The 24,468-nt window shown below is 56.5% G+C and carries 16 protein-coding genes; 3 read left to right on the forward strand and 13 right to left on the reverse strand.

Translation table 11 applies throughout. The features are described 5' to 3' along the window. Positions 1 to 504: 504 nt before the first annotated feature. The 5 genes from Q31a_RS00340 to Q31a_RS00360 all read right to left on the reverse strand — a co-directional run bounded on the left by Q31a_RS00340 (position 505) and on the right by Q31a_RS00360 (position 7,627). A complete protein-coding gene (locus Q31a_RS00340) occupies positions 505 to 2,124 on the reverse strand; it encodes a sulfatase family protein (RefSeq protein ID WP_231691006.1) in 1,620 nt (539 codons plus the stop codon). 23 nt (positions 2,125 to 2,147) lie between these two features. After that, positions 2,148 to 2,363, reverse strand: a complete 216-nt coding sequence (locus Q31a_RS00345) for a DUF3565 domain-containing protein (RefSeq protein WP_145072469.1) — start codon at positions 2,361 to 2,363, stop codon at positions 2,148 to 2,150. A 340-nt stretch (positions 2,364 to 2,703) separates the two neighbouring features. Beyond that, the gene (locus tag Q31a_RS00350; RefSeq protein ID WP_197355964.1) at positions 2,704 to 4,104 is read right to left on the reverse strand and encodes a DUF1501 domain-containing protein; all 1,401 of its coding nucleotides are present in this window, start codon (positions 4,102 to 4,104) and stop codon (positions 2,704 to 2,706) included. 10 nt (positions 4,105 to 4,114) lie between these two features. Next, a complete protein-coding gene (locus tag Q31a_RS00355; protein ID WP_145072471.1) occupies positions 4,115 to 6,454 on the reverse strand; it encodes a PSD1 and planctomycete cytochrome C domain-containing protein in 2,340 nt (779 codons plus the stop codon). 354 nt (positions 6,455 to 6,808) lie between these two features. Continuing rightward, complete coding sequence (locus tag Q31a_RS00360) at positions 6,809 to 7,627, reverse strand: hypothetical protein (RefSeq protein WP_145072473.1); 819 nt, start codon at positions 7,625 to 7,627, stop codon at positions 6,809 to 6,811. Between the two features lie 295 nt (positions 7,628 to 7,922). Here Q31a_RS00360 and Q31a_RS00365 point away from each other — a divergent pair, with 295 nt between their 5' ends. Continuing rightward, positions 7,923 to 8,627 (forward strand): phosphatase PAP2 family protein, encoded by a 705-nt coding sequence (locus tag Q31a_RS00365; protein WP_197355966.1) that lies wholly within the window; start codon positions 7,923 to 7,925, stop codon positions 8,625 to 8,627. Here Q31a_RS00365 and hflC read toward each other — a convergent pair. From hflC to recO, 5 genes are all read right to left on the reverse strand, one after another. Then, positions 8,621 to 9,667, reverse strand: a complete 1,047-nt coding sequence (hflC, locus tag Q31a_RS00370) for a protease modulator HflC (RefSeq protein ID WP_145072477.1) — start codon at positions 9,665 to 9,667, stop codon at positions 8,621 to 8,623. The two genes, Q31a_RS00365 and hflC, sit on opposite strands and share 7 nt — an antisense overlap. A 66-nt stretch (positions 9,668 to 9,733) precedes the next feature. Next, positions 9,734 to 10,729, reverse strand: coding sequence for an FtsH protease activity modulator HflK (gene hflK / locus Q31a_RS00375; protein WP_145072479.1), 996 nt, complete (start codon positions 10,727 to 10,729; stop codon positions 9,734 to 9,736). 613 nt (positions 10,730 to 11,342) lie between these two features. After that, on the reverse strand, positions 11,343 to 12,014 hold the full coding sequence (gene lptE, locus Q31a_RS00380) for an LPS assembly lipoprotein LptE (RefSeq protein ID WP_197355968.1): 672 nt from the start codon (positions 12,012 to 12,014) through the stop codon (positions 11,343 to 11,345). Continuing rightward, entirely contained in the window at positions 12,004 to 13,284 is a 1,281-nt protein-coding gene (locus tag Q31a_RS00385; protein WP_231691007.1) for a tetratricopeptide repeat protein, read from the reverse strand. The genes lptE and Q31a_RS00385 overlap by 11 nt, the downstream gene beginning before the upstream one ends. Further along, positions 13,281 to 14,039 carry a DNA repair protein RecO gene (recO, locus tag Q31a_RS00390; RefSeq protein ID WP_145072485.1) on the reverse strand — a complete coding sequence of 253 codons (759 nt, stop codon included), beginning with the start codon at positions 14,037 to 14,039 and terminating at the stop codon, positions 13,281 to 13,283. Before recO ends, Q31a_RS00385 begins: the two co-directional genes overlap by 4 nt. A 254-nt stretch (positions 14,040 to 14,293) precedes the next feature. On the opposite strand from recO, the gene Q31a_RS00395 reads away from it, so the two are divergent. Beyond that, positions 14,294 to 14,689, forward strand: a complete 396-nt coding sequence (locus tag Q31a_RS00395; RefSeq protein WP_145072487.1) for a response regulator — start codon at positions 14,294 to 14,296, stop codon at positions 14,687 to 14,689. A 2-nt stretch (positions 14,690 to 14,691) separates the two neighbouring features. Continuing rightward, positions 14,692 to 15,213, forward strand: a complete 522-nt coding sequence (locus Q31a_RS00400) for a MogA/MoaB family molybdenum cofactor biosynthesis protein (RefSeq protein WP_145072489.1) — start codon at positions 14,692 to 14,694, stop codon at positions 15,211 to 15,213. Positions 15,214 to 15,482: 269 nt separating this feature from the next. On the opposite strand, the gene Q31a_RS00405 is transcribed toward Q31a_RS00400, so the two are convergent. The 3 genes from Q31a_RS00405 to Q31a_RS00415 all read right to left on the reverse strand — a co-directional run bounded on the left by Q31a_RS00405 (position 15,483) and on the right by Q31a_RS00415 (position 24,286). Continuing rightward, positions 15,483 to 18,920 (reverse strand): DEAD/DEAH box helicase, encoded by a 3,438-nt coding sequence (locus Q31a_RS00405; protein WP_197355970.1) that lies wholly within the window; start codon positions 18,918 to 18,920, stop codon positions 15,483 to 15,485. A gap of 121 nt (positions 18,921 to 19,041) precedes the next feature. Next, entirely contained in the window at positions 19,042 to 22,335 is a 3,294-nt protein-coding gene (gene mfd / locus Q31a_RS00410) for a transcription-repair coupling factor (protein ID WP_145072493.1), read from the reverse strand. A gap of 226 nt (positions 22,336 to 22,561) precedes the next feature. Next, complete coding sequence (locus Q31a_RS00415) at positions 22,562 to 24,286, reverse strand: divalent metal cation transporter (protein ID WP_145072495.1); 1,725 nt, start codon at positions 24,284 to 24,286, stop codon at positions 22,562 to 22,564. Positions 24,287 to 24,468: the final 182 nt, after the last annotated feature.

The following is a 24,468-nucleotide window of genomic DNA, read 5'->3' on the forward strand; positions in this document are numbered from 1 at the left end:
CTGTGGGCCGCTGGCGCAAGGGGGCTTCGGCATCTATCCGACCGAGCATGGCTTGGTTGTAGGGTGGTTCTCTTATCTTTGTGTAGCGTTTCAGCCGTAAATCGCAAGAGTGCTTTTTGGGCAATCGCCATCAAAGCGCGTCGCACTGCGATCGGTCGCATCGCTCCGCCAGCGGGCAATCATTCCGCCAGCACGTTCGTTTCAGCGTGTTTACCACCGGAAACACAAGGAAATTTGGTTCGAAATCTCTTTCAGGATGCCCATGCACTCACATCGGCAAACCAGTGTCTCAATGCTGAGGAATTGGGAGAGTGGGCCTTTTTGCCGCACTGGCGCGCTTTGTCACGCACTGAGTCGCAGTGTCGCGCTGTGTTGCGCAGTGTCGCGCTGTGAGTGAGGCTTGCCCCCCTGCTCTGTCCCATCCATAGTGTTTCAAGGCGCGTTCTCACTGGAAGGTTGCGGTGACCGGCCGGCCGCTTGAGCGTTGGTTGCGGCGGTTGGGGGTTACTTCGCGCCCGGCAGAGTGACTCCTTCCGGTAGAAACGCAATCTTGCGATCATTGGCCACCTGCTGGCCGGGCGTGCATCTCCCCGATTGCACCTGCTGGTCGAGCAATACGAGGAGCTCAGCTGCCACTTGAGGCTTGGATTCTACAAGGTTTTCCTCCTCAGCCGGATCGTCATCGAGGTTGAACAACTGCATGGGGGGGAGGCCTTGTTTCTTGGCCAGCGGCTCGCGGGGGGCACTCCAACCGCCACTCCCCGCCGCCAGGCAGAGCTTCCAGGGGCCTTGGCGGATTGCGAACGATCCATCGATGGAATGGCTAATCAACGCCTCGCGGCCAGAGGACTCTTGCCCTTCAAATACCGGGAGAAGGCTGAAACCATCTTCGCCCCCCAAGTCTTGTCTTGGTTGCTCGGTGAGAGCCTCGAGAGTGGAGTAAATATCCGTTAGGCAGGCCAAGGCGCGCGTCGAACGCCCTTCCTGGAGGTGTCCTGGCCAACGAGCGATCATCGGAACGCGATGTCCTCCCTCGTAGATATCGGCTTTGTGACCACGATACCCGGCACTGGGATCGTGCCCGTGTCCTTTTAGCAAATCGAAATTTCCTTCGGGTGAGCAGCCGTTGTCGCTGGTGAAAATGACCAGCGTGTTGTCGTCCAGGCCGTGGTCCCGCAGGGCCTGCAAGAGTTGCCCCAGGTGATCGTCGACTTGCATGACAAAGTCGGCGTAGGGGTTCAACCCACTCGCATCTTTAAAGGGAGCAACTGGAACGATCGGTGTATGGGGAGCCGGCAGCGGAAGGTAGAGGAAGAACGGCTTGCCCGCCTTGGACTCCGCAGCCCGCGCAGCAACGTGGGAAATCGATTTTTCAAACAGGTGTGGTAGCACGTTGTCGATGTGGAAATCGGAGCCAATCGGCCCCTGGCGATACCAGCCATATCGATCTTGCTTCTTGGTAACTCCCTCCTCGCGATCTGGTTGTGCCGTGACCTTGCCAGTATCAACCCAGACGTAGGGGGGCATGTCTAGCGAGCCACAGTGGCCGTAATACTGATCGAAGCCGTTAACGTCAGGGCCGTTGAGTACCGGTTGCGTGAAATCAATTTCGCCCTTCACCTTGTGCCAGTCCCAGCCCAAGTGCCACTTGCCAATCATGGCCGTATGGTACCCAGCGCCGCGCATCAAGTGCCCCAGCGTTGGTCGTTCGGGTGGAATTAAGTGTTCGCTCGTGCCGCTAAGTACTCCACGCGACAATCGCGATCGCCAATTGTAGCGCCCCGTCAGGAGGCCGTAGCGGGTTGGCGTGCATACCGAACTGGGAGTATGAGCATCGAGGAAGGTTAGGCCTTGGTCGGCCATGCGCTGAAGGTTGGGGGTTGGGATCTTGCATTCTGGATTGGTTGGAGAAACATCCCCAATTCCCAGGTCATCTGCCATCACGATAATTACGTTGGGGCGTTCGGCGTGCACCCGAACGGAGGCGACGAGGCTGACTAGCAGAAGGCAGATTCCGGCAGTCAGAGTCCGCTGAGGAAGTCGTGGGTTCGGCATGAATTTACTTAGCTCGATGGCGGAGTGGGAGTCAATAATGCAGGCTGGATGCGAAGAGTCGGGCTGCATTCTATCAAACTTTACCTAGGAATTCATACGCGATCCAAGTCGTCCCGCGGTGCTCCCTCATCGCATTTTTTGCAATTGAGAGGAAAGCCAAGCATGCTCTCGCGGCCAAGTGCAGTCGTGACCCACGTACGCATCGTCCATGGAGGGTCGTGTCGTACGTGTTGGACGTGGCCGCAGGCCAATCTGGCGACCCAGTCTCCCGCTTGGTCCGTATGGTATCCGGTAATGGGCTGCATCATCTTCAGGCTCCAATCCGCGAGAGATGGTCGAATTCTGTCTATGCGGGCAGGGTCTACGTCGAAAAGTGCAAGGATTTGTAAGCCTGATCGCCTTTCTCAGTAGAACACAATCGCTCCAGCTCTAATCTGCACCTTTATATGCAGCATAGCTTTCGTGCAAGTCTCTATCAACCCTGCGCATTGATTCTCGCTAGGGAGGCATGGCAGCCGCCCCAATTGAGGTGCATTGTTTCTCAGTAGCAGGTCGCGAGCAATGAAACCAACTCGCGATTCGTCAAAAGCAAAGGCGGCGCTGCTGCTTGGGCGGCGTGGATTGTAAACGTGAAATTGTAAATTGCGGTTATCCGCTTACAATCTCATGCACCACGCGCCCGTGGACGTCGGTCAGGCGGAAGTCACGACCGGCGTGGCGATAGGTCAGACGTTCGTGGTCGATCCCAAGCAGATGGAGCATCGTGGCGTGCAGGTCATGCACGTGCATCTTATCGACGACCGCTTTGAATCCAAATTCATCGGTCTCGCCGTAGGTCATGCCGCCTTGGACGCCGCCGCCCGCCATCCACATTGTGAACCCATGGTGATTGTGATCGCGACCATTACCACTTTCTGAGGTGGGGGTTCTGCCAAATTCACCGCCCCACACGATGAGCGTCTCTTCGAGCATTCCACGCTGTTTGAGGTCTTCGAGCAGAGCCGCGATCGGCTGATCAATGGCGCGGCACAGTTTCGGAACCGTCTCATTGTGTCCACTGTGCGTATCCCACGGTTGTCCATTGCCGTAGTAGACTTGCACAAAGCGAACTCCACGCTCGACCATGCGCCGCGCCAGTAGGCAACCGTTGGCAAAATGTCCTGTGCCGTAGGAGGTGCGGGTCTGGTGGGTCTCGCGCTCCAAGTCAAACGCCTCGCTCGCTTCAAACTGCATGCGATAGGCCGTCTCCATCGCCGCGCTGCGGGCCAGAAGCTCTGAATCGTGCTGGTGCGCCTCTGCATGGTTGGCGTTGACCTGTCTTAGCAGGTCGAGCAATTCACGCTGCTTGCCATTGTCCGGCTGCGGATTGGTCAGGTGTGGCAGCATCTTCTCCGGTTCTATCGTGGAGTGATTGATGTAGGTGCCTTGGAATTGGGATGGTAGGAAGGCGCTATTCCACAGGATCGAGAAGCGAACGGGGCGACCGGGACATAAGACAACATAGCCCGGCAAATTCTGGTTCTCGCTCCCCAGGCCGTACAACATCCAAGCTCCCATGCTGGGGCGAGTCGGGACGATGGTGCCGTTGTTCATTTGCAGAAGTGCCGGACCATGATTGGGATTGTCGGCATGCATCGAGTTCAGGACGCAAATATCGTCGATGTGGCGGCTGAGTTGCGGGAGTAGTTCGCTGACTTGCAAGCCGCTTTCGCCGTGACGCCGGAACTTGAAGGGCGAGGGGAGCAAGCCGCCCGTAGGCCGCTCGGTAAGCAAATCCGCGCCGCTCGGCTTGGTACCAGCGTACTTGGCGAGCGCGGGTTTGGGGTCAAACAGGTCTCCCTGGTAGGGACCACCATTCATGAATAGGTGAATAACTCGCTTGGCCCGGGCTGGAAAGTGTGGCGTTGCGTTGTGGAGTTCTGCAGCATTGACAAGTGATGATGAATTCGCCAGGAGGTGAGCTGCGCTCACTGCACCTATGCCACCGCTTAAACGCTGCAGCATTTGCCGGCGATCGATCCATCCATCTTGAGGCTGAAGGGGATTCATGCTGTTGTCCCTAGTCGATGTAAATGAATTCATTGGAAAGTAGCATTGCATGGCAGTAGGTTTCCCAACTGCCTTGGCTGCCCTGCGCCTCGTGAGCCTCGAAGTAGTCTAGCCCTAGCGCCAGTTCATTGGGCGTTGCAGATCGTGCAAAAAGCAGCGTATAGATGCGCTCAACTCTAGGCTCGGTTTCTGACAAGCCTTCGCGATCGAGTCTGTGCACCAGGGCCTGGGCTTGCTGAGCGAGGAGTGGGCTGTTGAGTGCAAAGAGCCCTTGCAAGGCGGTGGTCGTAGGGCTTCGCTGCGGGCTATGTTGATTTGGATCGGGAAAGTCGTGAATCATGAGAGTCGGAGAGATATCGCGACGATTCACGGTTGCATAAAGTGTCCGGCGATGGTTGTCAGGCTCTTCGAGTGCAACGGCTGGGCCACCTCGGGACAGCGTCAGTTCGCCGCTCACCTGCAGCATTGCATCACGCCATTCCTCGAACGTCAGCCGACGCCGGTTCATCCGTGAAAGCCAGGTGTTGTCGGGATCCGCCTGGCTGCCTTGGGTCGATTGTTGCCATGCGGCTGAAAGGAGGAGTTCGCGATGCAACCACTTGATCGACCATCCTTGGGCAATGAATCTTGCGGCCAGATCGTCTAAGAGTTGCGGGTGAGTGGGGCGGCCGCCTTGCCGTCCGAAATTGCTGGGCGTATCGACGATGCCACGTCCAAAGTGAGCGAGCCAGACTCGGTTCACGAGGACGCGAGCCGTTAGGGAGGCGGCATCTGAGGTGATGGCCTGCGCCAGCTCGAGTCGTCCACTGCCGATTTGAAAGGCTTGTGGCTCTCGAGTCAGCACGGTCAGGAAACGTCGAGGAATCACCGGGCCGGGACGATTGGGATTGCCGCGAATAAACGACGGAAGGTCATACGGCTCAGCGCGATACTCCAGTTGGGTTCCCTCTTGCGGGGTTTTCCCTGCGCGCACTACGTGCACGGACTCGTCGATCACCGCGTTGGCCATAGGGGTATCGTAGTGCTCGGTCGTGGATTGGATCTCTGCGATTTGATGCGTTAGCGAGTCGACTTTCTCTTGCGGAATAGGTTTGAGTTTTTTGAGCTTGGCGATCTCTGCTTCCAGCCCCTCCACCGTTGCGCGCGCAGCCTGCACTGGTGCGAATTCCTCTTCGCCAATCAGTGGCCGTTCACTCAAGCGGCAACTTGCGAAGACACCCGCCATCGCATAATAGTCGTCGGCACTGATCGGATCAAACTTATGATCGTGGCAGCGTGCGCAGGCGACCGTTAGCCCTAGGAACGTACGAGAAACGGCGTCGACGCGCTCCTCCCATTCGTCCGCCACGATGACTTTGATGATCTCGCTTGGTAGCTTGAGCTCTTTCCAATAGGTTGGGCTGAGGCCAATGAAGCCGAGTGCTGGGATGTCTTCGGGGCCCGTGCTGGGTAGTAGGTCGGTGGCCAATTGCCGATGCACGAATTCTGCGTAGGGCATGTCGTCGCAGAACGCGTTCACAACCCAATCGCGGTAGAGGTGCGCCTGGGTGGTTTGAGGCAGCCAGCTGGCGGTGCGATCGGTGTAGCGGGCGAGGTCGAGCCACCATCGGCCCCATTTTTCGCCATACTCGGGGGAATCTAACAAGCGGTCGATCTGCTTGGAAAACGCAGCGTCGGAGCGGTCCGCTACAAAGTCTTCCACTTGTTCTGGAGTGGGGGGAAGTCCGGTCAGCGTGAAATACAAGCGACGCAGTAGCGTCCGTTTGTCGGCAGGCGATGTCGGCGCCAGGCCTCGCTCCTCCATGGCAGCCAATACAAAAGAGTCACTCCGCGTTTGGGGCCAATCCACGCGGTCGACCGGGGGAAGCTCTGGCTGGCTCAGCGGCTGGAACGACCAGAATTGGCGACCGGCTTCATAGTCGATGCCCGACGCAGTATTTTCGGCTGTGTGCGAGCCTGGCATCGCCGGCGGGAAATAGGCCCCCTGCTCGACCCAACGCGTCAATTCCAGGATGTCTTGCTCGGCCAGCTTCCCTTGAGGGGGCATCTCGTAATCCCCCTCGTAGCGAATGGACTGAATTAGCAGACTGGCATCGCTGTCGCCTGCAACCACTGCAGCACCACTGTCTCCCCCAGCGTTTAAGGCTTGGGCCGAATCGAGTTTCAAGCTGCCGTGAACCGTTTGGGCGGAAGCCGAATGACACTCATAACAATGCTCACTCAGTAGCGGTCGGATCTTACGCTCAAAGTATTCATAGTCGGCGGTAGTGGCTGGTGATTGTGCGGCAGCCACAGAAGCAAGGCTGAGCAAGCCGGCCAAAACGAGCGATCTTACAGATGAGCTGAGCATGGGCGTGGCAACTTAGGTGGGAATGCAGGTGGGAAGCTCTATTCTACACGAAGTGCATGCGCGAGGGGCGAATAACCCTCATGGAGGGCTGTGAACTGTCGCAGCTCTCCTGCCCGGGCTGCGAGTAAGCTTGCCGGTATCTCGAGGGCAGGCATTGCAGGGCAGACGCTTAGCCAGGGGGCGCATCGAAGGCGCGCTTTCCTCGGTCTGAGTGGGGGCGGAGCTAGAATTGTGGCCTGTTCGGGGGCTTGGCTCGCTAGACTGCAGAACGCGCGGGTTCACCCTACCCCGCTTCGACGGGAAATCGCGCTGGGCGCGCATGGCGGAACAGGTTTCAAGCTGAACGCGGATCGCTTAGGGAGCGATGCTGACTGGCTCGATGGACAGACCACCTGAGGAGCGTAGCGAGATGTTGTAGGCCATCTCCTCACGGACTTGGATCGACACCGCTTCGCCATTAGCTGCCCGAATTCCTAGGGCAGCAGCCTTCTGGGGATTGTTTGCAAACTCCCAAAACTCGCTCCACAACTGTTGTTCGAACTCAGACATCGCACCACCGCGGGCATAGGCCTGGGGACGCATTCCAATTTCGTCCAGCGCGATCCCTTCGGTAGGAATTTGCTGCTCACTAAAGATGCGTCGGAAGAGGCACAGGGACGTTCCCCGCTCGACGTCTCCCTTTTCGATGTAGCTGTCATCGAATTTGACTACCCAATTATCGATATAGACCACGTCGCCCGGCAGTTCAAATTGTTTGGGCTTGGAAAGTGGTTCGCCCTGCGGGGAGAGTTCGACGAATTCGAGTCGTGACGAGACGGCCTGCCCCGCTTCGTTGCGTTCGATGTTGAGGACGTTGAGTCGGGCTAGGCGTTGATCGACCTTGAGGAGGTTTAGGGCGGTTTCGAGTTTTTGAATTTGGACCGCTTTTTCTTGGAGATCGACCGTCAAGACTTGGACCTCTGCAGCCTTTACGCTTAGCTCCTCATTGAGAATCTCCAGTTCGGCGGTCACTTTCTCGATTTGCTCCTCTTGGTCGCGCACGAGTTTGTCACGCTTGGTGTACTCACTGTATCCAAAGTAGCTGCCACTCCCGAGCACGCCTACCAGCACCGCAAAAAGCAGGGTGCGAATGGCTGAGTTGGCGGTCTTTACGCTTTCGCTGATCGATCCCACGGACATCATCTCCCTAGACGATTTTCATCGGTGCCGCGTCCGGCAATGGTATTGTTCAAGTCTGCTGCACGCGTTCGGTAGACGACCGGCGCCCCTTCAACGTATCGAAACGCGTTGAGGAAGAGTATGCCATTCCCCGACAGAGTCGCAAAATTTAGCGACTTCTATCGGCAGACTGGGGCGCTCGGGAGAGGTGTTTGCAAAAGCGGGCAGCTGGCCTAATATGGCGGAAATCGGTCCATCCAGTCTCCACAATCGACTCTTGCTACCAGCGAGGCAGAAAGCGCGATCGCTAGTGACGAATCCTAAAGTCTCCCAACTCTCTGCTAGATTGCTCAGCCTGCGATTCGGTTTGCTGTTGGCCGCTGGTTTGTGCATGGCCACTGCTTGGCTCATCACGGGCCTAGATACGGAGTGGTCAGCTCACTTGCGGCAAATCCATGTTCCTGGAGACTTGCGACGCGCCATCGATCTGAGCGAGGCGTTTGCGCATGGCTTGGGAGCGGCAGCCATCTTGGGGAGTATCCTGCTGGTCTCTGTCGATCGCCGTCCAGCAGTCTGGGTAGCCGTGATGATCACGATCTCCAGCGGATTGATGGCAAACGGCCTCAAGAGCTGTTTCGTAAGAGTCCGGCCGCATTCCCAAGAGCTGGTCCGCTTGGTGGAGGGGGCGCCGGTAGAAGCGACTGCGGCGGGGGAGGTGGCGCTGCAGCTCGATTTTTGGGATGCTAGGCAGCGAAGTTTTCCTTCGGGGCACACGGCCACCGCTTGGGGGCTGATGATCGGCCTGAGCCTTGCCTTTCCGCGCGGCACCGCATTGTTTGCGGTGCTGGCGATGTTGGCATCCCTGCAACGACTCACCAGCGGAGCGCATTTCCCAAGTGATGTGCTAGCCGGTGGGGCTATCGCTTGCCTGTGCGCGGTACTCATTCTCAGCATTCCGCGCTGTCTGAGTGCAGTTGGCCAGTCGGGTGGTTCTGAGGCCAACTCGCTCTATTGAGCAGGGGCCGCTTCGCCAATCACTTGGAGCTGTTTCAGAAAACCGTTATCGGTCGTCAGGATCAGCTCGGTCGACTGATCGATCGATTTCTCGTAAGCTTCCAGGGTTCTGACGAAGGTATAGAAGTCGCCTACTTCGCCAATGGCGTCGGCATAGCGTTTGATGACCTCCGCGTCGGCTCGCCCTCGCATCTCGCTTGCTTCGCGCTGTCCTTCTCCCTGAATCTTTTCGATTTCGGCGTTCGTCTTATTGAGGATCTCTTGCTTTCGCTCCTCGCCCTCTTTGATGTTGAGCGTACTGATGGCTTCACGTTCTGCGATCCAACGCTTGAAGGTCGTTTGGCGTACGGAGTCGACGAAATCGATGCGGGAGATACCAACATCGACCAGTTCAATGCCTCGATTGTCGCCCGCTTCGGCGCCCTCTTTCGTCTCTAAACTTTCATGCGCTACTGCATTGATTTTCGCGAGGATCGCCTGCCGTCCGACGAGCCCCTTGCTCTTAGGGGCAGCCACCATCAGCTCGGCATCGGGGAGTGCCTCCTGCAGCATGGTCATCGATTCTTCGTCAAATTCGAGTTGCGCCATCTTCATTTCACGGTTGGTACTGCGCACTAAATCCTCAAGGTCATAGACGGTAATGACATCGCGAATGGCTCCGCGTGCAAACTGAGCCACGCGATTTTCAGCGTTCTCTAAAGTTCGCATCCGTTTTACAAAGGCGATGGGGTCGCTGATTCTCCAAACTGCCCAGGGGACGATTTCGATCTTCTTGTCATCCTTGGTTGGGAGGTCGGGCAGCAGCTCCGCAGGATCGTCTCCCCAAAATTGGAGCGTGCTGGGGAATTTACGGACCGTTTCAATGAAGGGTGTTTTGAAGTACATTCCCGGTCGCGATTGAGAGCGGACCGGTTCGCCAAATCGCATGACGACGGCCAATTCGCGTTGGTCGACGATGTAGACAACGAATTGGGCGGCGAGCAGGATCAAGCCGCATACGGCAACGATCGATACGGCAAATTGAGCTATTTTTCGGGACATGTTCTTGGCTTTGCTGATTGGGAGTTCGAGGAAATGCAGTGTTCCGTGGACGTGCGATTCAAACGGCTATGGGTTTGCCGCAGGTTGTCCAATTTGCATTAGCGGGACGAGTCCCTTGAGCTGCTCATCCAGGATCAGCTTGCGACCAGCGGTTGCAAACACTCGCTCCATCGTTTCTAGGTACATCCGCTGCCGAGTAATTTCAGGAGCCAACTTGTAGCTCTCATACTTGGCTAGGAGTGCGGAAATCTCTCCTTGGGCTTCCGACAAGCGGCGCGAAGAATACCCTTCCGCCTCACGCACCAGTTTGTCGGCCTGTGCGCGTGCCATGGGAAGAATGCTGTTGCGTTCTCGAGTGGCCTCGTAGACCAATTGACCCTTCTCTTGAATCGATGCGTTGACCGCATCGAAAGAGGGTTTGACGGAATCGGGTGGCGTGACGCGTTGTAGCTGTAAGTTGGTGATCTCAATGCCAGCGTCATACAGGACCAAAGCATCTTTCATTTCCGACAACGCTTGCAAGGCAATCTCCTCGCGTTTTACCGTCAGCGTTTCGTCGGCTGAGTAGTCACCCACAATGCGGTGCATGGTTGACCTTGCAACCGCCAGCAGTACGCGATTGACATGTTGTTCGTTGAAGCTGAAGATGAATTTTTCAGGCTCCGTGACTCGCCAGAATACATTCCATTCCACCACGGCTGCATACAAATCGCCCGTCAAGATCAACGAGCGGTCATCACTGCGACTCCCTTCGGAAGGGAAGTCTGTGTTGGATCGTTCGTTGTAGCCCCAGGGCAGCTTCATGCTCTTTTCGCTCATGTCGACGAGTACGCGTTGGTCGATGCCTGGGAGTTTGAAGCGCAGTCCGGGAGGCGCTGTGGTGTGGTATTTTCCGAAGCGTAGCACTACCGCTTGTTCATGCGCGTCGACCACATAGGCGGCGCTCCAGACGACGTAGGCGATCACTACCAGCCCAAAGATGAGCAGGGCTCCGCCAGCGATCTGTTGAGGCGATTTGCCGTTCAGGTCGAAGTCAAAATTGCTAAAGTTATCGCGGGCCATGATGTCTATTGCCAATTAAGAATTAAGTTGTCTGCCATACGGTGATGAGCAATCCCTCGAGTGCTCGAACGGATTGCCCACTGATACGTAGGCTCATGCTGAGCCTAGTTTGGGCGCAAGCGGCGGTGGATTTTGTTCCGTGTCGCCGTTCGCACTGCGAAAGAGTGGCCCTTGAGGCGGCTTTGGCGGAGCGATGGGCGATTCGGGTTTCTACGTTTTCGAGAAAATCGACAGCCTGTTGCGCGGCGGGTTCCCGTATCAACAACCCCGAGTGAGCGAGCCACTAGCGACCGCCCGTAGACTCCGCTAGCGTCTGTCCCCAAACTGTAAGTTACCCACAGGATCCGGTACGTAAAATCGAGCAATGCAAGCGACTTGCCGAAAGTGCCCTACTGAGAATCGACAGAATCGGTAAATCTGCTAACCGCGTGTCGGTGAATCCGCCACAGCCAATAGCCTAACATGGCCCATCGATCTGTGGGTGGGGCAGGAAGGATAGTGGGGAACCGCAGGTCGGAGAGCCCTGGAAAGACTGGCGTGTCTGCCGGACTGGGGGAGAGATGTTAGTTGCTCAGCCACCGTGGGGGCACCGCCGGTGCTCTGCAGTGGTCGGTTACCAACGTATTTCCATTTGCTGCACGATTTGATCGGCAAGCCTCTCTACGGCTTTTTGTTGAGCCGTGGCCATGCTCTGGCCACCTTCCGGGACAAAATCTGCGCCCTGGATGAAGTAATACGAGAACTCACCCATCGGCACAAATCGATTTTCCATCAACGGATTTCCTTGCCGATCGAGCCAAGTGACTTCTAGTGAAATCAAGGTTTCAATGACTCGCGGTTCATCGGTACTGGCTTCGGTCACCGTGCGTTTGGTTTGAGTCGCAACGCGGCAAGTCAGCGTGCTGTCCGGATTGGCAGGTCCCACAACCTTGTAGGGCGTGTTCAATTCCACCACTTTGATGACAGCTTCGGTGAGCTGCACGCCGATGTTGTGGCGCCAGGTGTCGTTGCGAATGACTGGAATGTGGACGGTACGGATGTTGGGGTTGAAGAGTGAGCGACTACCGAGTTGATAGCCAGCACAGCCGACCGCTGCGGTCCCAAGGCATAGCAGGGCGAGTGGAGCCAGCCCAAGCCATCGGCGTCTGGCTAGGCAGGGCAAATTCCGCGACGTACCGCTATCGTCCACCAGCTCCATTGTGGGGCTGGCGGTGCAGCTGGGCACCGCGGGGGCCGCAGCTGGGGAATCTAGTTCGAGATTGGGGACCTGCCACTTATTCAGCACTCTGGGGCATCTCCCTCCACGGTCGCCCGTCATCGGGTGTATCGCCAAATATCCACAGCAAGGATTGAAACCGTTGAGGTGGATCGCTGGGTTCCCCTTGGATGGCATCGAGGCCCGTTTGAGCTCGCTCGGCAAAGGGCGTATCGCCATATTCCTCGAGGATGCGATTGTAATGGAATTTCGCCGAACTATTCTCGCTCCGTTTGCGACGGTACTCGGCTTGTTCCCAAACGCGTTCGGCCATTTGGAAGCGGATTTTGGAGTACGCTTGGTTGATTTCTTGTTGGTGCTCTTCCGCCTCTTTGGGGAATTGTTTGACGATTTGCAGCACTCGTTTATGCGCATCGGTCAGAGGGACACTGCTGTAGGTAGGCCCTTGGTAGGAAGCCAGCAAGCTTTGCATCTCTAGGAATTGGGCGTTGAACTGGTGCTCGCTATCAGGATAGGTCATGCGCAGGTCTTCAAACGTCATGGCCGCTTCCTCGAACTTCCCCTTTTCGTATTGTTCAACGGCGATGCGCATCGTCGTGTCATCACTGACTTTTCCTGTCGGGTCGTCGATGCGAATGCGCTCTAGGACGCGCATTCCGTGTCCACCGGTATCGTTCCAAGGTTTTTTGGGATCGGAGACATTGAGCACGACAAACGGCTTGTGTTGGTGTGCGTCGGACTTCAACCAGTAGTCGGCAATCTCGAATCGACGGGAACCGACATGGTCTAGATAGGGATTGCGTGGATACTCCTTGACCAATTCCGAGAAGACGAGTTCCGCTCGGTAGTAGTCTTCTGCAAAGAAGTGGCTCTCGGCTTGCATGAGCAGCGCGTCTTGTTCCAGGCCGGAACTCTGCCAATTTTTTGCAGCATCCTTGTACAGGCCGGCTGCCTTTCGGAAGGCTTCGGCGCGCGCCTCTCCCTCGAGCGTCTTGGCGGCTTCGAAAGCCGCATCGGCTTGGCCATACAAACTTTGCGCTAGATCGACATCGCGGCGTCGCTTAGCGCGCAGCCCGATTCTCTCAAAGAAGTCCGACGTGACGCCTTCGCGCTCCGCGGACACCCCTTCGGGTCGAAACGTACCGTCGCCGTAAGGCTCGCCGCCAACTCCGACCGGATTTTCAATGGAGCGTTTCGCAGCCGCGTAATCGGTTTGCGAACCTCGACTGGGGGAGAAAATACTGCAGCCATTGGTACACAGCGAAACCACCACTATTGAATAGGGCAGCCACATCGACCAATTGATTGCTAGCTTTCTCGGCGGGGACTTCCTTGTCAACGCCCAAGCTCCTCTAGGTAGCTGTGCATTTGCAATCGGCGATCCAGCATGACGGTTAAATAATGCTGGACAACTCCACGCGACGCCGCGCGGTGATTGCTAGGGTAACTTTCTAATTCCATCGACTGCCAATCAGCCAGACTGAATCTTTCATACAAATCTCGGACGGAACGGGGTAAACGCAGGACGTCTCGCGCACCGATTCGGCAGGCATCACACAGGACGCCTCCCGAAAGGGAACTGAAGGTTAGCCATTCCACGTCATCTGCCTCATTGCCGCATTGAGCGCATTTTCTCCAGCTTGGCAGTTGTCCAATCAAGCGAAACATCTGCAACTCATACCGCAGCACGATGCACCGCAGCTCGAAATTCGGTTCCTCCAGGGCAGCTAAGGTGGCAACCGCTAGATCGTAGATCTCGGGCTGCCGGTCTCCCTTGTCGGTCAGACGATCGAGCAGTTCAGCAACATAGTAACCTGCGTACAGTCGCAGCAAATTGCGCGTACCGGCTCGAAATCGCTTCTGCAGTTTTGCTTCGGTCAGGATATCGAGCACATCTCCGGACTTAGCGATGAACACTACGCGACAGACCGAAAGCAGGTCAAGGGCAGCTTCAAAGGGGCTTTTCGGGCGGCGGGCTCCCTTGGCTACCGCAGCCAGCTTGCCAAAATCCCGCGAGTACAAATTGACAATCAGGCTGGTTTCACTCCACGGGAACACTCGCAAAATCAAGGTGTCGGTCTGTTCAGCTGGCACAAAAAAATTTCTCTACGGTGAGCTGGAAAGTGGCGAAAATCGCCAAAAATCGTTAATTTGGATTAGCGTGGACGCCCCATTTCGCCCATCCTCTCTTCCATCTGAGGTTTATGGCACGCATAATGCTTCCTACGGCGGGGGCAGGTCTCTGGGCGCAATTGTGGCAGACACATCATTGCCGATTCTAGCAACCTGCGGTAGCTCGTCGCAAACCACTTTCTCTTCCCTGACCTCGAGTCGGAGGGGACCAGCCAGTGCAGTGGGAAAAACCCAAACTATTGATTGCCGATGACGACCGGGATTTTCGCGAGTCCTTGGGAGAGGTCTTCCAGCGCCGTGGATACGGTACGCATTTCGCCTCCGATGGGCGAGAAGCGGTGGAGTTTGTGCAATCTACCGACGAATTGCATTTGGTGTTGTTGGATGTGCACATGCCGCGTCTCTCCGGCTTGGAAGCTCTCGGCCAAATAAGAAGGGTCGTCTCGACCAATCTGCCGTGCATCCTCATGAGCGCCAAGCTGGACGACTCGATCGTGGAACAGGCGCACGCCTTAGCCACCGACACCGTGCTCTCGAAACCGTTTACCCTCCGCGACATTACTGCCATGGTCGAGGATGTGCTCAGGCGTTCCTACGGTTGGCAGCTTTAGTCATGTCCTATTCCCCGTCGGTTAACGAGCATCGCCAGGCAGCACCGCGAGTCTTGACCTTTGCCGTCCTCACGGTCAGCGACTCTCGGACGCTCGACACCGACCGCAGTGGGCAACTCATCGTCGATCTGCTGCAGGCAGCTGGGCACACCTTGCAAGTCAGGAGCATTGTGCCCGATGAACCCGAACGGATCCGTGGTGAGGCCGAGCGTTGGTGCCGTGAGGAGCGGATCGACGTGATCCTGTTGACCGGTGGGACTGGCATTTCACCCCGCGATCAAACACCCGAAGCGATACGCCCGTTACTAGAAGTGGAGCTCCCCGGATTTGGTGAACTCTTTCGCTGGTTGAGTTACCAGGAGATCGGTCCGGCGGCCATGCTGAGTCGCGCCTTGGCGGGGCGATGTGGTGAGACATTGATCTTTTGCTTACCAGGTTCGACGGCCGCCGTGCGTCTGGCCTGCGAACAGTTGCTGGTGCCTGAGCTCCCGCACTTGGTCCATCACTCCCGCGCCTCCTCGTGACGGTTGGTTGAGACGCGTTTTTTCAGTTGTGCTGGGCAGGCCGCGATCCCAATTGCGTTGTAGCGGTGACGGTACTTCCTTGCTGACGCTCTTGCTGACCGGGCTGTTGAAATAGTAACCCGCCGCGTGAGCAAGGAAAGATAACCTCCGCTAAAAGTCAATTAAGGACGCAACCTCCGCATTAAAATTCAAATTGCGATTAAATCAACAGCCCGTGACGCTGCGGGTTGCGATTTCAACCGGTCTGCACCGGTGGGCTACAAGATCAGTTAGGCGAAGAGGGCTTGCAGGTCTTCCAGGGACAGCTGGCTGATCAGGCTCTTATCAGCACTGATAATGGCATCGGCCAGATCTCGCTTGGATTTTTGTAGATCGACAATCTTCTCCTCGACGGTTTCGCGGCAAATAATGCGATAGGCCATGACCGGCTTGACCTGTCCCATGCGGTGCGCGCGATCGATGGCCTGTGCCTCAACCGCTGGGTTCCACCATGGGTCAAGGATGTAGACATAGTCCGCTGCGGTGAGATTCAAGCCGTGCCCTCCCGCTTTCAGGCTGATCAGGAATAATTGGCAGTCTGCTTGCTCCTGAAAACGCTCGACGCAGGCTTGCCGGCGAGTCGTTTTGCCGTCCAGGTATTCATACTTCCAGCCTTGGGCATCAAATTCCTTCTTCACGAGGGCTAGCAAGCTGGTGAATTGCGAAAACACGATGGCCTTGTGATTCTCTTGCAATACTTCGGTCAGATGTTCGACCAGCGTGTGGATCTTAGCGCCCTGGACCGATTTCTTCGGATGGATTAGACGCGGGTCGCATGCGGCTTGTCGCAGGCGTAGCAACGCCTCCAGGACGTGGATCTTCGAACGCTTGATACCCAGTTCCTGCACTTTAGAGCTCAGGTGTGTGCGATAGTGGTCGCGCAATTCCCCGTAGAGCTTGCGCTGTTGCGCGCTCATCTCGCAGTACAGCGTCTGTTCTGTTTTCTCGGGGAGTTCGCTTAAGACCTGCTCCTTGGTCCGCCGCAGGATAAACGGTTTGAGCGCCTTGCTCAGCAATTGCAATCGATCGCCGTTGCCCTCCCGACCTGCGGTTAGATTGCCCATTTTTCCGTGGCCCAGCATGCCGGGGTTGATGAAATCAAACAACGACCAGAGGTCCCCTAATTGATTTTCGATGGGAGTACCCGACATCGCGATGCGGTGCTCGGCGTTCAGCAGTCGCGCCGCTTTGGTCGCCTGGGCAGCCGGATTCTTGATGGCTTGAGCCTCATCCAAAATGGCGTAGTCAAATTCAAGGTCTCGGAGACGCGGGATATCATTCCGGAGGGTTCCATAGGTGGTGACTACCAGGTCAGCGTCGAGGATCGAATCGGCATGTTGCGCGCGGTCCAAGCCTGTGTAATCGAGGACCTTCAATTTGGGAGCGAACTTGGCTGCTTCCGAAATCCAATTGAAAACGAGACTCTTGGGAACGACCACAATGGATGGCTTGCGCGTTTCTCCCTCCTTGAGTCTGCGCTGTCGGCGAGTTAGTAACAGCGCAAGTACTTGAATGGTCTTGCCCAGTCCCATATCGTCTGCAAGGCAGCCGCCAAAACCAAATTTACGCAGGAAACCGAACCACGCGAGTCCGTCTTTTTGGTAGTCTCGCATGTCTCCTTGGAAGCTGCGTGGTTGTTTGGCAGGCTGGATCCCCTTGAAGTCGTTGAGTTTGTTGCACCAGGTAGTAAAGCCGCGATCTCGAATTACATTCTCTTGTTCTTGCAGGAGTGCGTCGAGCAACAATCCTTGATTGCGACGATACCGCACGGAGTTTCCAGACACTTCCCCAGTGCCAGAGAGGCCCTGCAAACGCTTGAGCCACTCTTCAGGGCATAATCCCTGGGTTCCGTCTCCTAAGCGAATGTAACGATCACCGCGCTTGATCGCACTTAGCAACTCGGGCAGCGTTACCTGCACTCCATCGAAATCAATATTGGCCTCGAGATCAAACCAGTCTTGCCCACTCGTAACTTGAAGGTCAAACGAGCCGGCGCTTCGATAGCGAAGGCCATCCGCCAGTACGTCCCAGTGGTGGTCATTGAGGTCGCGCACCAACTCTCCCAGCCACTGGTGGTTGATGCGCATTTCGCTTTGTTGGTAGCCGTACGTATAATCGCGAAACGGGAACTTTTGCAGGGGAATCAATAGCTGCGATTCTGCCTCCCGATTTCGGCTCAGAATCTTGCGCTGCGATTCATCCCACAGGTGCGTGGATGTGTCGGTGAGCAGGATTTCTTGTTCACCATACTGCATCGAAATTGTGGCTGACAACTCGAGCCCCGTGGAATGTGCTGGGGTAGCTAGCTTGAGTTTACCTCTGGGGGGGGCAGCGATTTCTTCAACAATTCCTAAGCTGGGGTCCAGGGTGAAGCTTACCGGAGAGTCGGACTGCATTAGCCTCGCCAGGAAGCCTCCTAAATTTTCGGCAGGTAGGCAGGTTTCCCCTTGCTGCTGCCAAATCTTAATCCACTCGTAATCCTCAGCGCGAAGCAAGCTAATTCGGTCTTGGAATAGGGCAATTCCAGTTGGGCAAATGGCAACGAGTTGGTCCAGATCGCAAATTGCAGCTGGCGTTTCTTCGTTGTCTTTCGCTTCTGCTTGCGGTCCAGCGACTCTCGCTTCCTGAGCTGTGGCGGCGTCTGGTGCCCTAATGAGCCGTGGCGATAGATTGACCTGCCCCTCCTCGGCGGGATGGATATGGAGATCGAGTCGCCAAGCTGGCCCAGCATCGAATGCAATTGGCCGATTCTCATGCAGGGGTCTGCGATCGGCGGCCATCCAGCCAAAACGCCCCGACGCACAGAGTGAGGTTAAGGTGTCGCGTAGTAGCTGGGGCCGAAATGCCAAGGTATTGAGTATCTGCGGGGGATTCCCATAACGGGGATCATAAGCGCCGTCAGCCTCCATGAGTGCTAGGATTCGGCGATCGGTATCGTCGCACAGGTTGCTCATCGATTGTTTGTTAGCGTCTAACCTAACAGGTGCGCCCCATTCTCCAATCGAGTTGCGGTGGGACATGTAGACTCTCAGCCTGAAGAACGGGTCAAGTTCCAGGTCTGCCAAGCAAAGGGCGTATTGCAAATGAGGCCGTTGCGTCACCGCAGCACTCGGCTGGGGTGACTCTACCGCCTGAATGGAGTTCATGAGTGATTTCCAAGTTAACCTAGTATTGCGGGCTTGGGGACGCGGGGTGAGCTGGTGAATTAGCTTGTTCGCGGCCAAGGTAGGGGTGTTGGACTGATTGGAATCACCTCTTGAAGCGGAAGCCGTCCGTCCACGGCTGGGCTGGCTTGAGCGGCGGTTTGCAGGGGGACCAATCTCGAGGGTTTCGATCTCGCACCAGTCTATATCCAAGCTCCCCTCACCGAGCAAAGGCACCTCGAACTGTAGGTCTAGCTCACGCAGCATGGCCCATAAGTGCTTGCAATTGATGCCATCTGAGAATCTTGCACAATCGCAACTGGCCTCTAAGTATCCAGTTTCCGCAGAGCGGAAATCGATTCCGAGCTCATACGTTTCGCCATTGGAGCCGGAGGCCGTCGCCCAAGCGCCATACAGCCCCACTTGTTCGAGCGCTAAGTTTCCCGAATGGCGATACGCTTCTCCGCGTCGACGATCTCCTGGCGAGAATGCGTCATGAGTACGTTGGGCAAGTAGGCTTTCCACGCTCTTCGAATCCTGAATCAGTTGAGCTATTGACTGGGTTGGAACTGGATAGTCGCTCCGCACTCAAGACACCCAGTGCTGTCCAGGAGAGCAGCGAGGGGCCTGCGAGACGGGCATGTTGCTAGGCCGACCGGAGTGCTTGCCGAGCTTGAGCGATCCAGTCGATTGGCTCCCCTGCCCTGCCAGTGTCGGTGACCCAATAGGCCTTTTGCGAGTCGACGATTCTCAGTCGACGATCGTGAAGCTTGGCGAGATGCTCAATCCGCTGCCGATTGGTATAGGTCATCACGAGGTACTGCTCCTCGACTTGTAGAGACTTTACAAACCAAATCGCAGCATCGATTTTGAGTTCAGCCACTTGCAGCAGCGTCTGAACGGGTTGTGGCAGTCGCCCAAAACGGTCGTTGAGCTCGTCGCTCATTTCGTCCAAGTCTTTGATATCCGAAACGCGACTCAAGCGGCGGTAGATATCAATTCGGTGTCGCAACTCGGGGACGTAGTCGATTGGTAGGAAAGCTTGGACGGGAATGTCAATATCGACATCTACTGCTAATTTAGGAGGTTGGTGAGTTAGTTCACGGACTGCATTGCCCAGCAACTGGCAATAGAGTTCGTAGCCCACCGCGGCGATGTGTCCACTTTGCTGAGTGCCAAGCAGATTGCCTGCCCCACGGATTTCGAGGTCGCGCATGGCGATGCCGAAGCCAGCACCGATTTGGCTGTATTCCTCAATCGCGTGGAGCCGTCGAGCCGCATCGGGGGACAAGTGCTTGTGGCGATCCACCAGTAAATAGCAATGCGCTTGATGCTTGTAACGCCCGACACGTCCCCTCAATTGGTGCAGTTCGGCCAGTCCGTAGCGGTTGGCTTCGTCGATGAAGATCGTGTTAGCATTCGGAATGTCGAGGCCACTTTCGATAATCGTTGTGGCTAACAGTATGTCGTACCTGTGCTCGATGAAGTCGATCATGACTTGTTCAAGCTGCCCTTCAGCCATCTGTCCGTGCCCGACCACAATACTGGCCTCGGGGACAATGCGTTTGAGCCGCGCAGCCAGTTCTTCGATGTCGTGGACTCGATTGTGCACGAAGTAGATCTGCCCACCGCGGTTGAGCTCTCGCAGGACCGCATTTCGAATGATGCTATCGTCAAACCGGACCGTGCGCGTTTCCACTGCCAAGCGGTCGGCGGGAGGTGTTTCCAGGTTGGAAATATCGCGCACGCCGACGAGAGACATGTGCAGAGTTCTTGGGATGGGGGTGGCCGAGAGTGTTAGGACATCTACATTGCTTCGCAAGTGCTTGAGACGCTCTTTAATTTCGACGCCAAAGCGTTGCTCCTCGTCGATAATGAGTAGGCCCAGGTTGTAGAATTTCAGATCCTTGGAGGCGATGCGATGGGTGCCAATGACAATATCGACTCGCCCAGAGATGATCCCACGTACCGTTTCCTTTTGCTGTCGAGCGGAAGCGAAACGGCTGAGCTTTTCGATGTCGAAGGGGAATTCTGCCAGTCGCTCTCGAAACGACTTGAAATGCTGCTCTGCTAGCACGGTGGTGGGCACCAGCACGGCAACTTGGTAGCCACTGTCGACTGCCTTAAATGCAGCGCGCATGGCGACTTCGGTTTTGCCGAACCCGACGTCGCCGCAAATTAGCCGGTCCATGGGCCGCGAGCGATGCATGTCCCCCTTGACTGCGTCAATGGCGGTCAATTGGTCGGGTGTTTCCACGTAGGAGAAGGATGCATCAAATTGATTTTGCCAAACGCTATCGGCACCAAACACGATGCCAGGTTGGCTGTTGCGCTGCGCCTGCAATTCGAGCAATTCGACCGCCATGTCTTGTACGGCACTCTCGGCAGCTTTCTTCTGCCGCGCCCAAGCTTGTCCGCCGATCTTCGCCAGCTTGGGTTTGCTTTTGGTGCCACCTACATAGCGCTGGACGAGTTCGATTTTGGAACTTGGGACAAAAATCCGTGTTCCCCCATCGAATTCCAAGACTAAGTGCTCAAACTTCTGTCCATGTTTTTCGAGCAGTTCCGTGCCTCGGTAGACGCCGATGCCATGCGACAGGTGCACGATTAGATCCCCGGAGCGCAAGTCCAGGAAGCTGTCGATCGGCTTGCTTTTGGTGCGTTTGGCGGCGCGTCGAACGTGGCTGCGTCTGAGGAGTTGTCCGGCGGTCAGGACCCACATCCCATCGGGAATGATCTCAAAGCCATTTTGGAGCTGGCTGACCACAATCTCCAGTCGTCCGCTCTTGAGGGCTTGAGATTCCGATAGAAGCTCGCCCAACCGCTGTTGCTCCCCGTCGTTCATGGCCACGACGATCACCGATCGCTGCTGGCAGTGCTCGTCGATCTCCTTGCCTAGTTTTTCCAGGTCTCCGCCGATGCGTTCGACATTGTTCAGCGGAAGGCGCCCGAGTTGTCCCAGGTAGCCCTCTGCTGCCAATTGGCAAGAATAGGACATGGTGTAGCTTGCGAGGCGTTGCCACAGGACTTGCGGCGCATCGAAGCGTTCGGGAAAGGGAACGCGACTCAAAAAAGCTTCTGCGGCCGCATTGACAGTCAAGGACTCGTGCACCATGACGATGGTGTCGCTGGGCATGTAGTCGAGCAGATTGCCATCCTGCGCGACGGAACCCTGCACGGCCAGCAGTTGCAGAGTTTCGCGGCGTTCGATACTGCGCTGGGAAATGACGTCGAAGGAGCGGAGTGATTCGACTTCATCGTCGAACAATTCCACCCGCACCGGCAGTGCCTCGTCGGGGGGGAAAATGTCTAGGATTCCGCCTCGGGTTGCAAATTCCCCGGGTAGCTGCACCGAGCTGGTGGCGTGGTAACCTGCTTCGACGAGCCATCTTCTGAGGGCCTCCACATCGACGCGTCGTCCCGCTTGCAGAACATGCTTGTCCCCCTCCAACGAAGCGGGGCTGGGGACGCTGTGCATGAGAGCGGGCAGAGTGGTGACCACGATTGGTGGCGAAATGCGGCCTGCTGCCCGCTTGGAGCCCGCTTCTGCATATTTGTACAGTCGGCTGAGGACGTGCAGACGCTGGGCTGTCTCTTGGTGGGCCAGCGATTCCAGCTCGGTTTCTTCACTCCCCGGCGGAAACACGTCGGCCTCCAGCGGTTGCAGCTCACCAACCTCGGCCGCCAACGCCTCTGCCTCCGCTAATTGCGGTAGGATGATCAGCAGCGGACGTGGCTCCACGCACAGCCAGCTGGCAATCAGTGGAGCTAGCGCGCCGGGCCAGACCCCCTCAATGGTTCCGCGTCCCTCTTGCCGCACCGAGTCAATGTAGCTGACCACGTCGGATTGTTGGGCTAGCTGTGCGATGGCTAATGGCAACGACAGCGCTTCGCGCTGTTGCCCACGTTTCACTTTGAGGATTGCCCGACGCTCTGCCATACCCAAGATACCGACTTCAGTCAGCGTCGCCGCTCGACTGAATGAAAGGATTCAAAACGGGAGTGCGGACCTTTGTCGTAGGAGGCCAGGTCCAGAAACTGCAATTGTAGGGCAGTTTTCGTCCCCTGTTCAGCCCCATCCGCAGGATGCAGGATTGGCATGCAACACGCCAACGAAGCACCCGCCCTCAGGCAATGCTCTACTGCTTACTGCTCCATTGGGCCGTCTACTTAGCCGTGGCTGGTGCCTTGGATTTGAGAACAAAGCCGAGTACGACTAAGACCAGATACCCAATCGTTACGCTGATGACCAGCCAGCCCGCCTTGGGATCGGACGCTTTCTCAATTACGGCAGTCACAGCGGCGGCCAGGGCGACAATAATGGCCATCACCATCAGGATATTCCAGATTGCCATGCTGCCACCCTTCGGTTTTTCGTCTCCCATCAGATCCCGATTGTTCATCATCAGGAAGAAGGTGAAATAGGCGATCGGCAATAGCAGCGCACCGAAGCTGGAGGCCAAAATGGCTAACCACAGCTTGGCCGGGCCATCCCAAATCATGGGCCAGGCGGCGCCGGCTAAGCCTGCGATCAGGCATCCGACGACGAATCCCCAGCCACCTTGCTTGATTCCCAGCAGTTCACAAAAGGCATAGCCGTTGATCAGCATCAAAATAATGATGGTGGAGAATCCCATGCCAAAGATGCCCAGTCCAAAAACGTAATTGGCATTGTCTTCGCCCAGTAGTGGGGCCAGGGATTTCGAGAGCTGGAAAGCGTCGCGACGTACCAAGGATGTGGCAATGCGCTTTTCTTCAGGACTGAGGTTCGCCATAGCCGCCAGCTGCTCCTGCTCGCTCATGGCTTGGTAAGCCTCGCTTCCCAGGTCGTATTCTAGCCGGGCGGCCAGGATGGGCTGTACCCCCTTAAAATAGTCGCTGCTCGACATGACTGCCGGGTCTGTGCTGGCCAAGGAGTCGTCAATAACGGCATGGAAGCTCGACGCGGAAGCAATCACAACACAGCTCGTTACCAGGACATAGGGGATCGCCATGCCGGTGCTCAAATCGAAGCGTGCTAGTCCACGGAAGGGCTTGTCCCAGCCGCGATTGAGCATTGAGTAAGGGAGTAGGAACGTCATGTTGATTCCCACCGCAGTGGCCGCCGCTGCGATCATCACGGCGCGCTGTTCCGGTACGATGCGTCCGGTCCAAAATTGCTGCAGCGATTCTGGCAAGCCCGCCACTAACCCGGCCACATCGCCCGTAGGCTGGTTGAGTTGTGAAAAGTTGGGGATGAAGCCCATCAGGATCTTTCCCCAGTCGAGCGTTCCTTCCAGGCTCAGGTAGACGACCACTCCGAAAAAGCAGATCACGATCATTCCCACCAAGGTCTTGAGGACCAAGTCAAAGATCTTGGCTCCGATCCCTTGTTTAAGATTCATCATCACGACGGTGAAGGTCGCCGCCAAGATCACGGCTGAAACCGCAAGCTTCGATCCCAGGCTGTTGCCTACCGATTTGCCCACCAAATTCTCTTGCAAGGCAGCAAAGCAGAGGCTGAATTGAGGCATGCACCAAATGATGTTGGCCATCATCGTGGCGATCAGCCAACCCCATCCGAGGACGGGATTGATATGGCGGTTGATGGCTGGAAACGGCCTTTGGCCAGTCGAAAGCGTGACGTAGCTGATGGCGCTCAGCATGACCACGCCCATGGTGATGGCCAAGAGTTGCAGCCACATCAGGCTAGTTCCGCCCAACACGCCCAGAAACAAACTGCCCGCTAGCGAGCCACCGCCGAGCGTAATTGCGCTCTGAAGCCAACCGGGACCTGACAGTCGTGTAAACACGCCGAGCACCGCCCAGCCACCACGCTTTTGTGCATCGAGTAACATTTCTCGATTGGCGGTGATCTTGGCTGATTCGTTGGGAGCCGAAGTCTCGGTCATAAAATTGCGCCCTTGTGGCTACTCGTACGGCGGTGGGATAACAGGCAAATTTGAGCTACAGGCCAACAGATTAACTAAAACAATGGTTTCAGGGGACAAGCCTGCCGCTAGAATTTCGCGAATTCTTGAAGGAAAAAAGCGAACCTGGCGAAAGTCTATCGAATCCTAGGTATTCTTAAGTC

It is taken from the genome of Aureliella helgolandensis, from assembly GCF_007752135.1.
Taxonomy (GTDB): domain Bacteria; phylum Planctomycetota; class Planctomycetia; order Pirellulales; family Pirellulaceae; genus Aureliella; species Aureliella helgolandensis.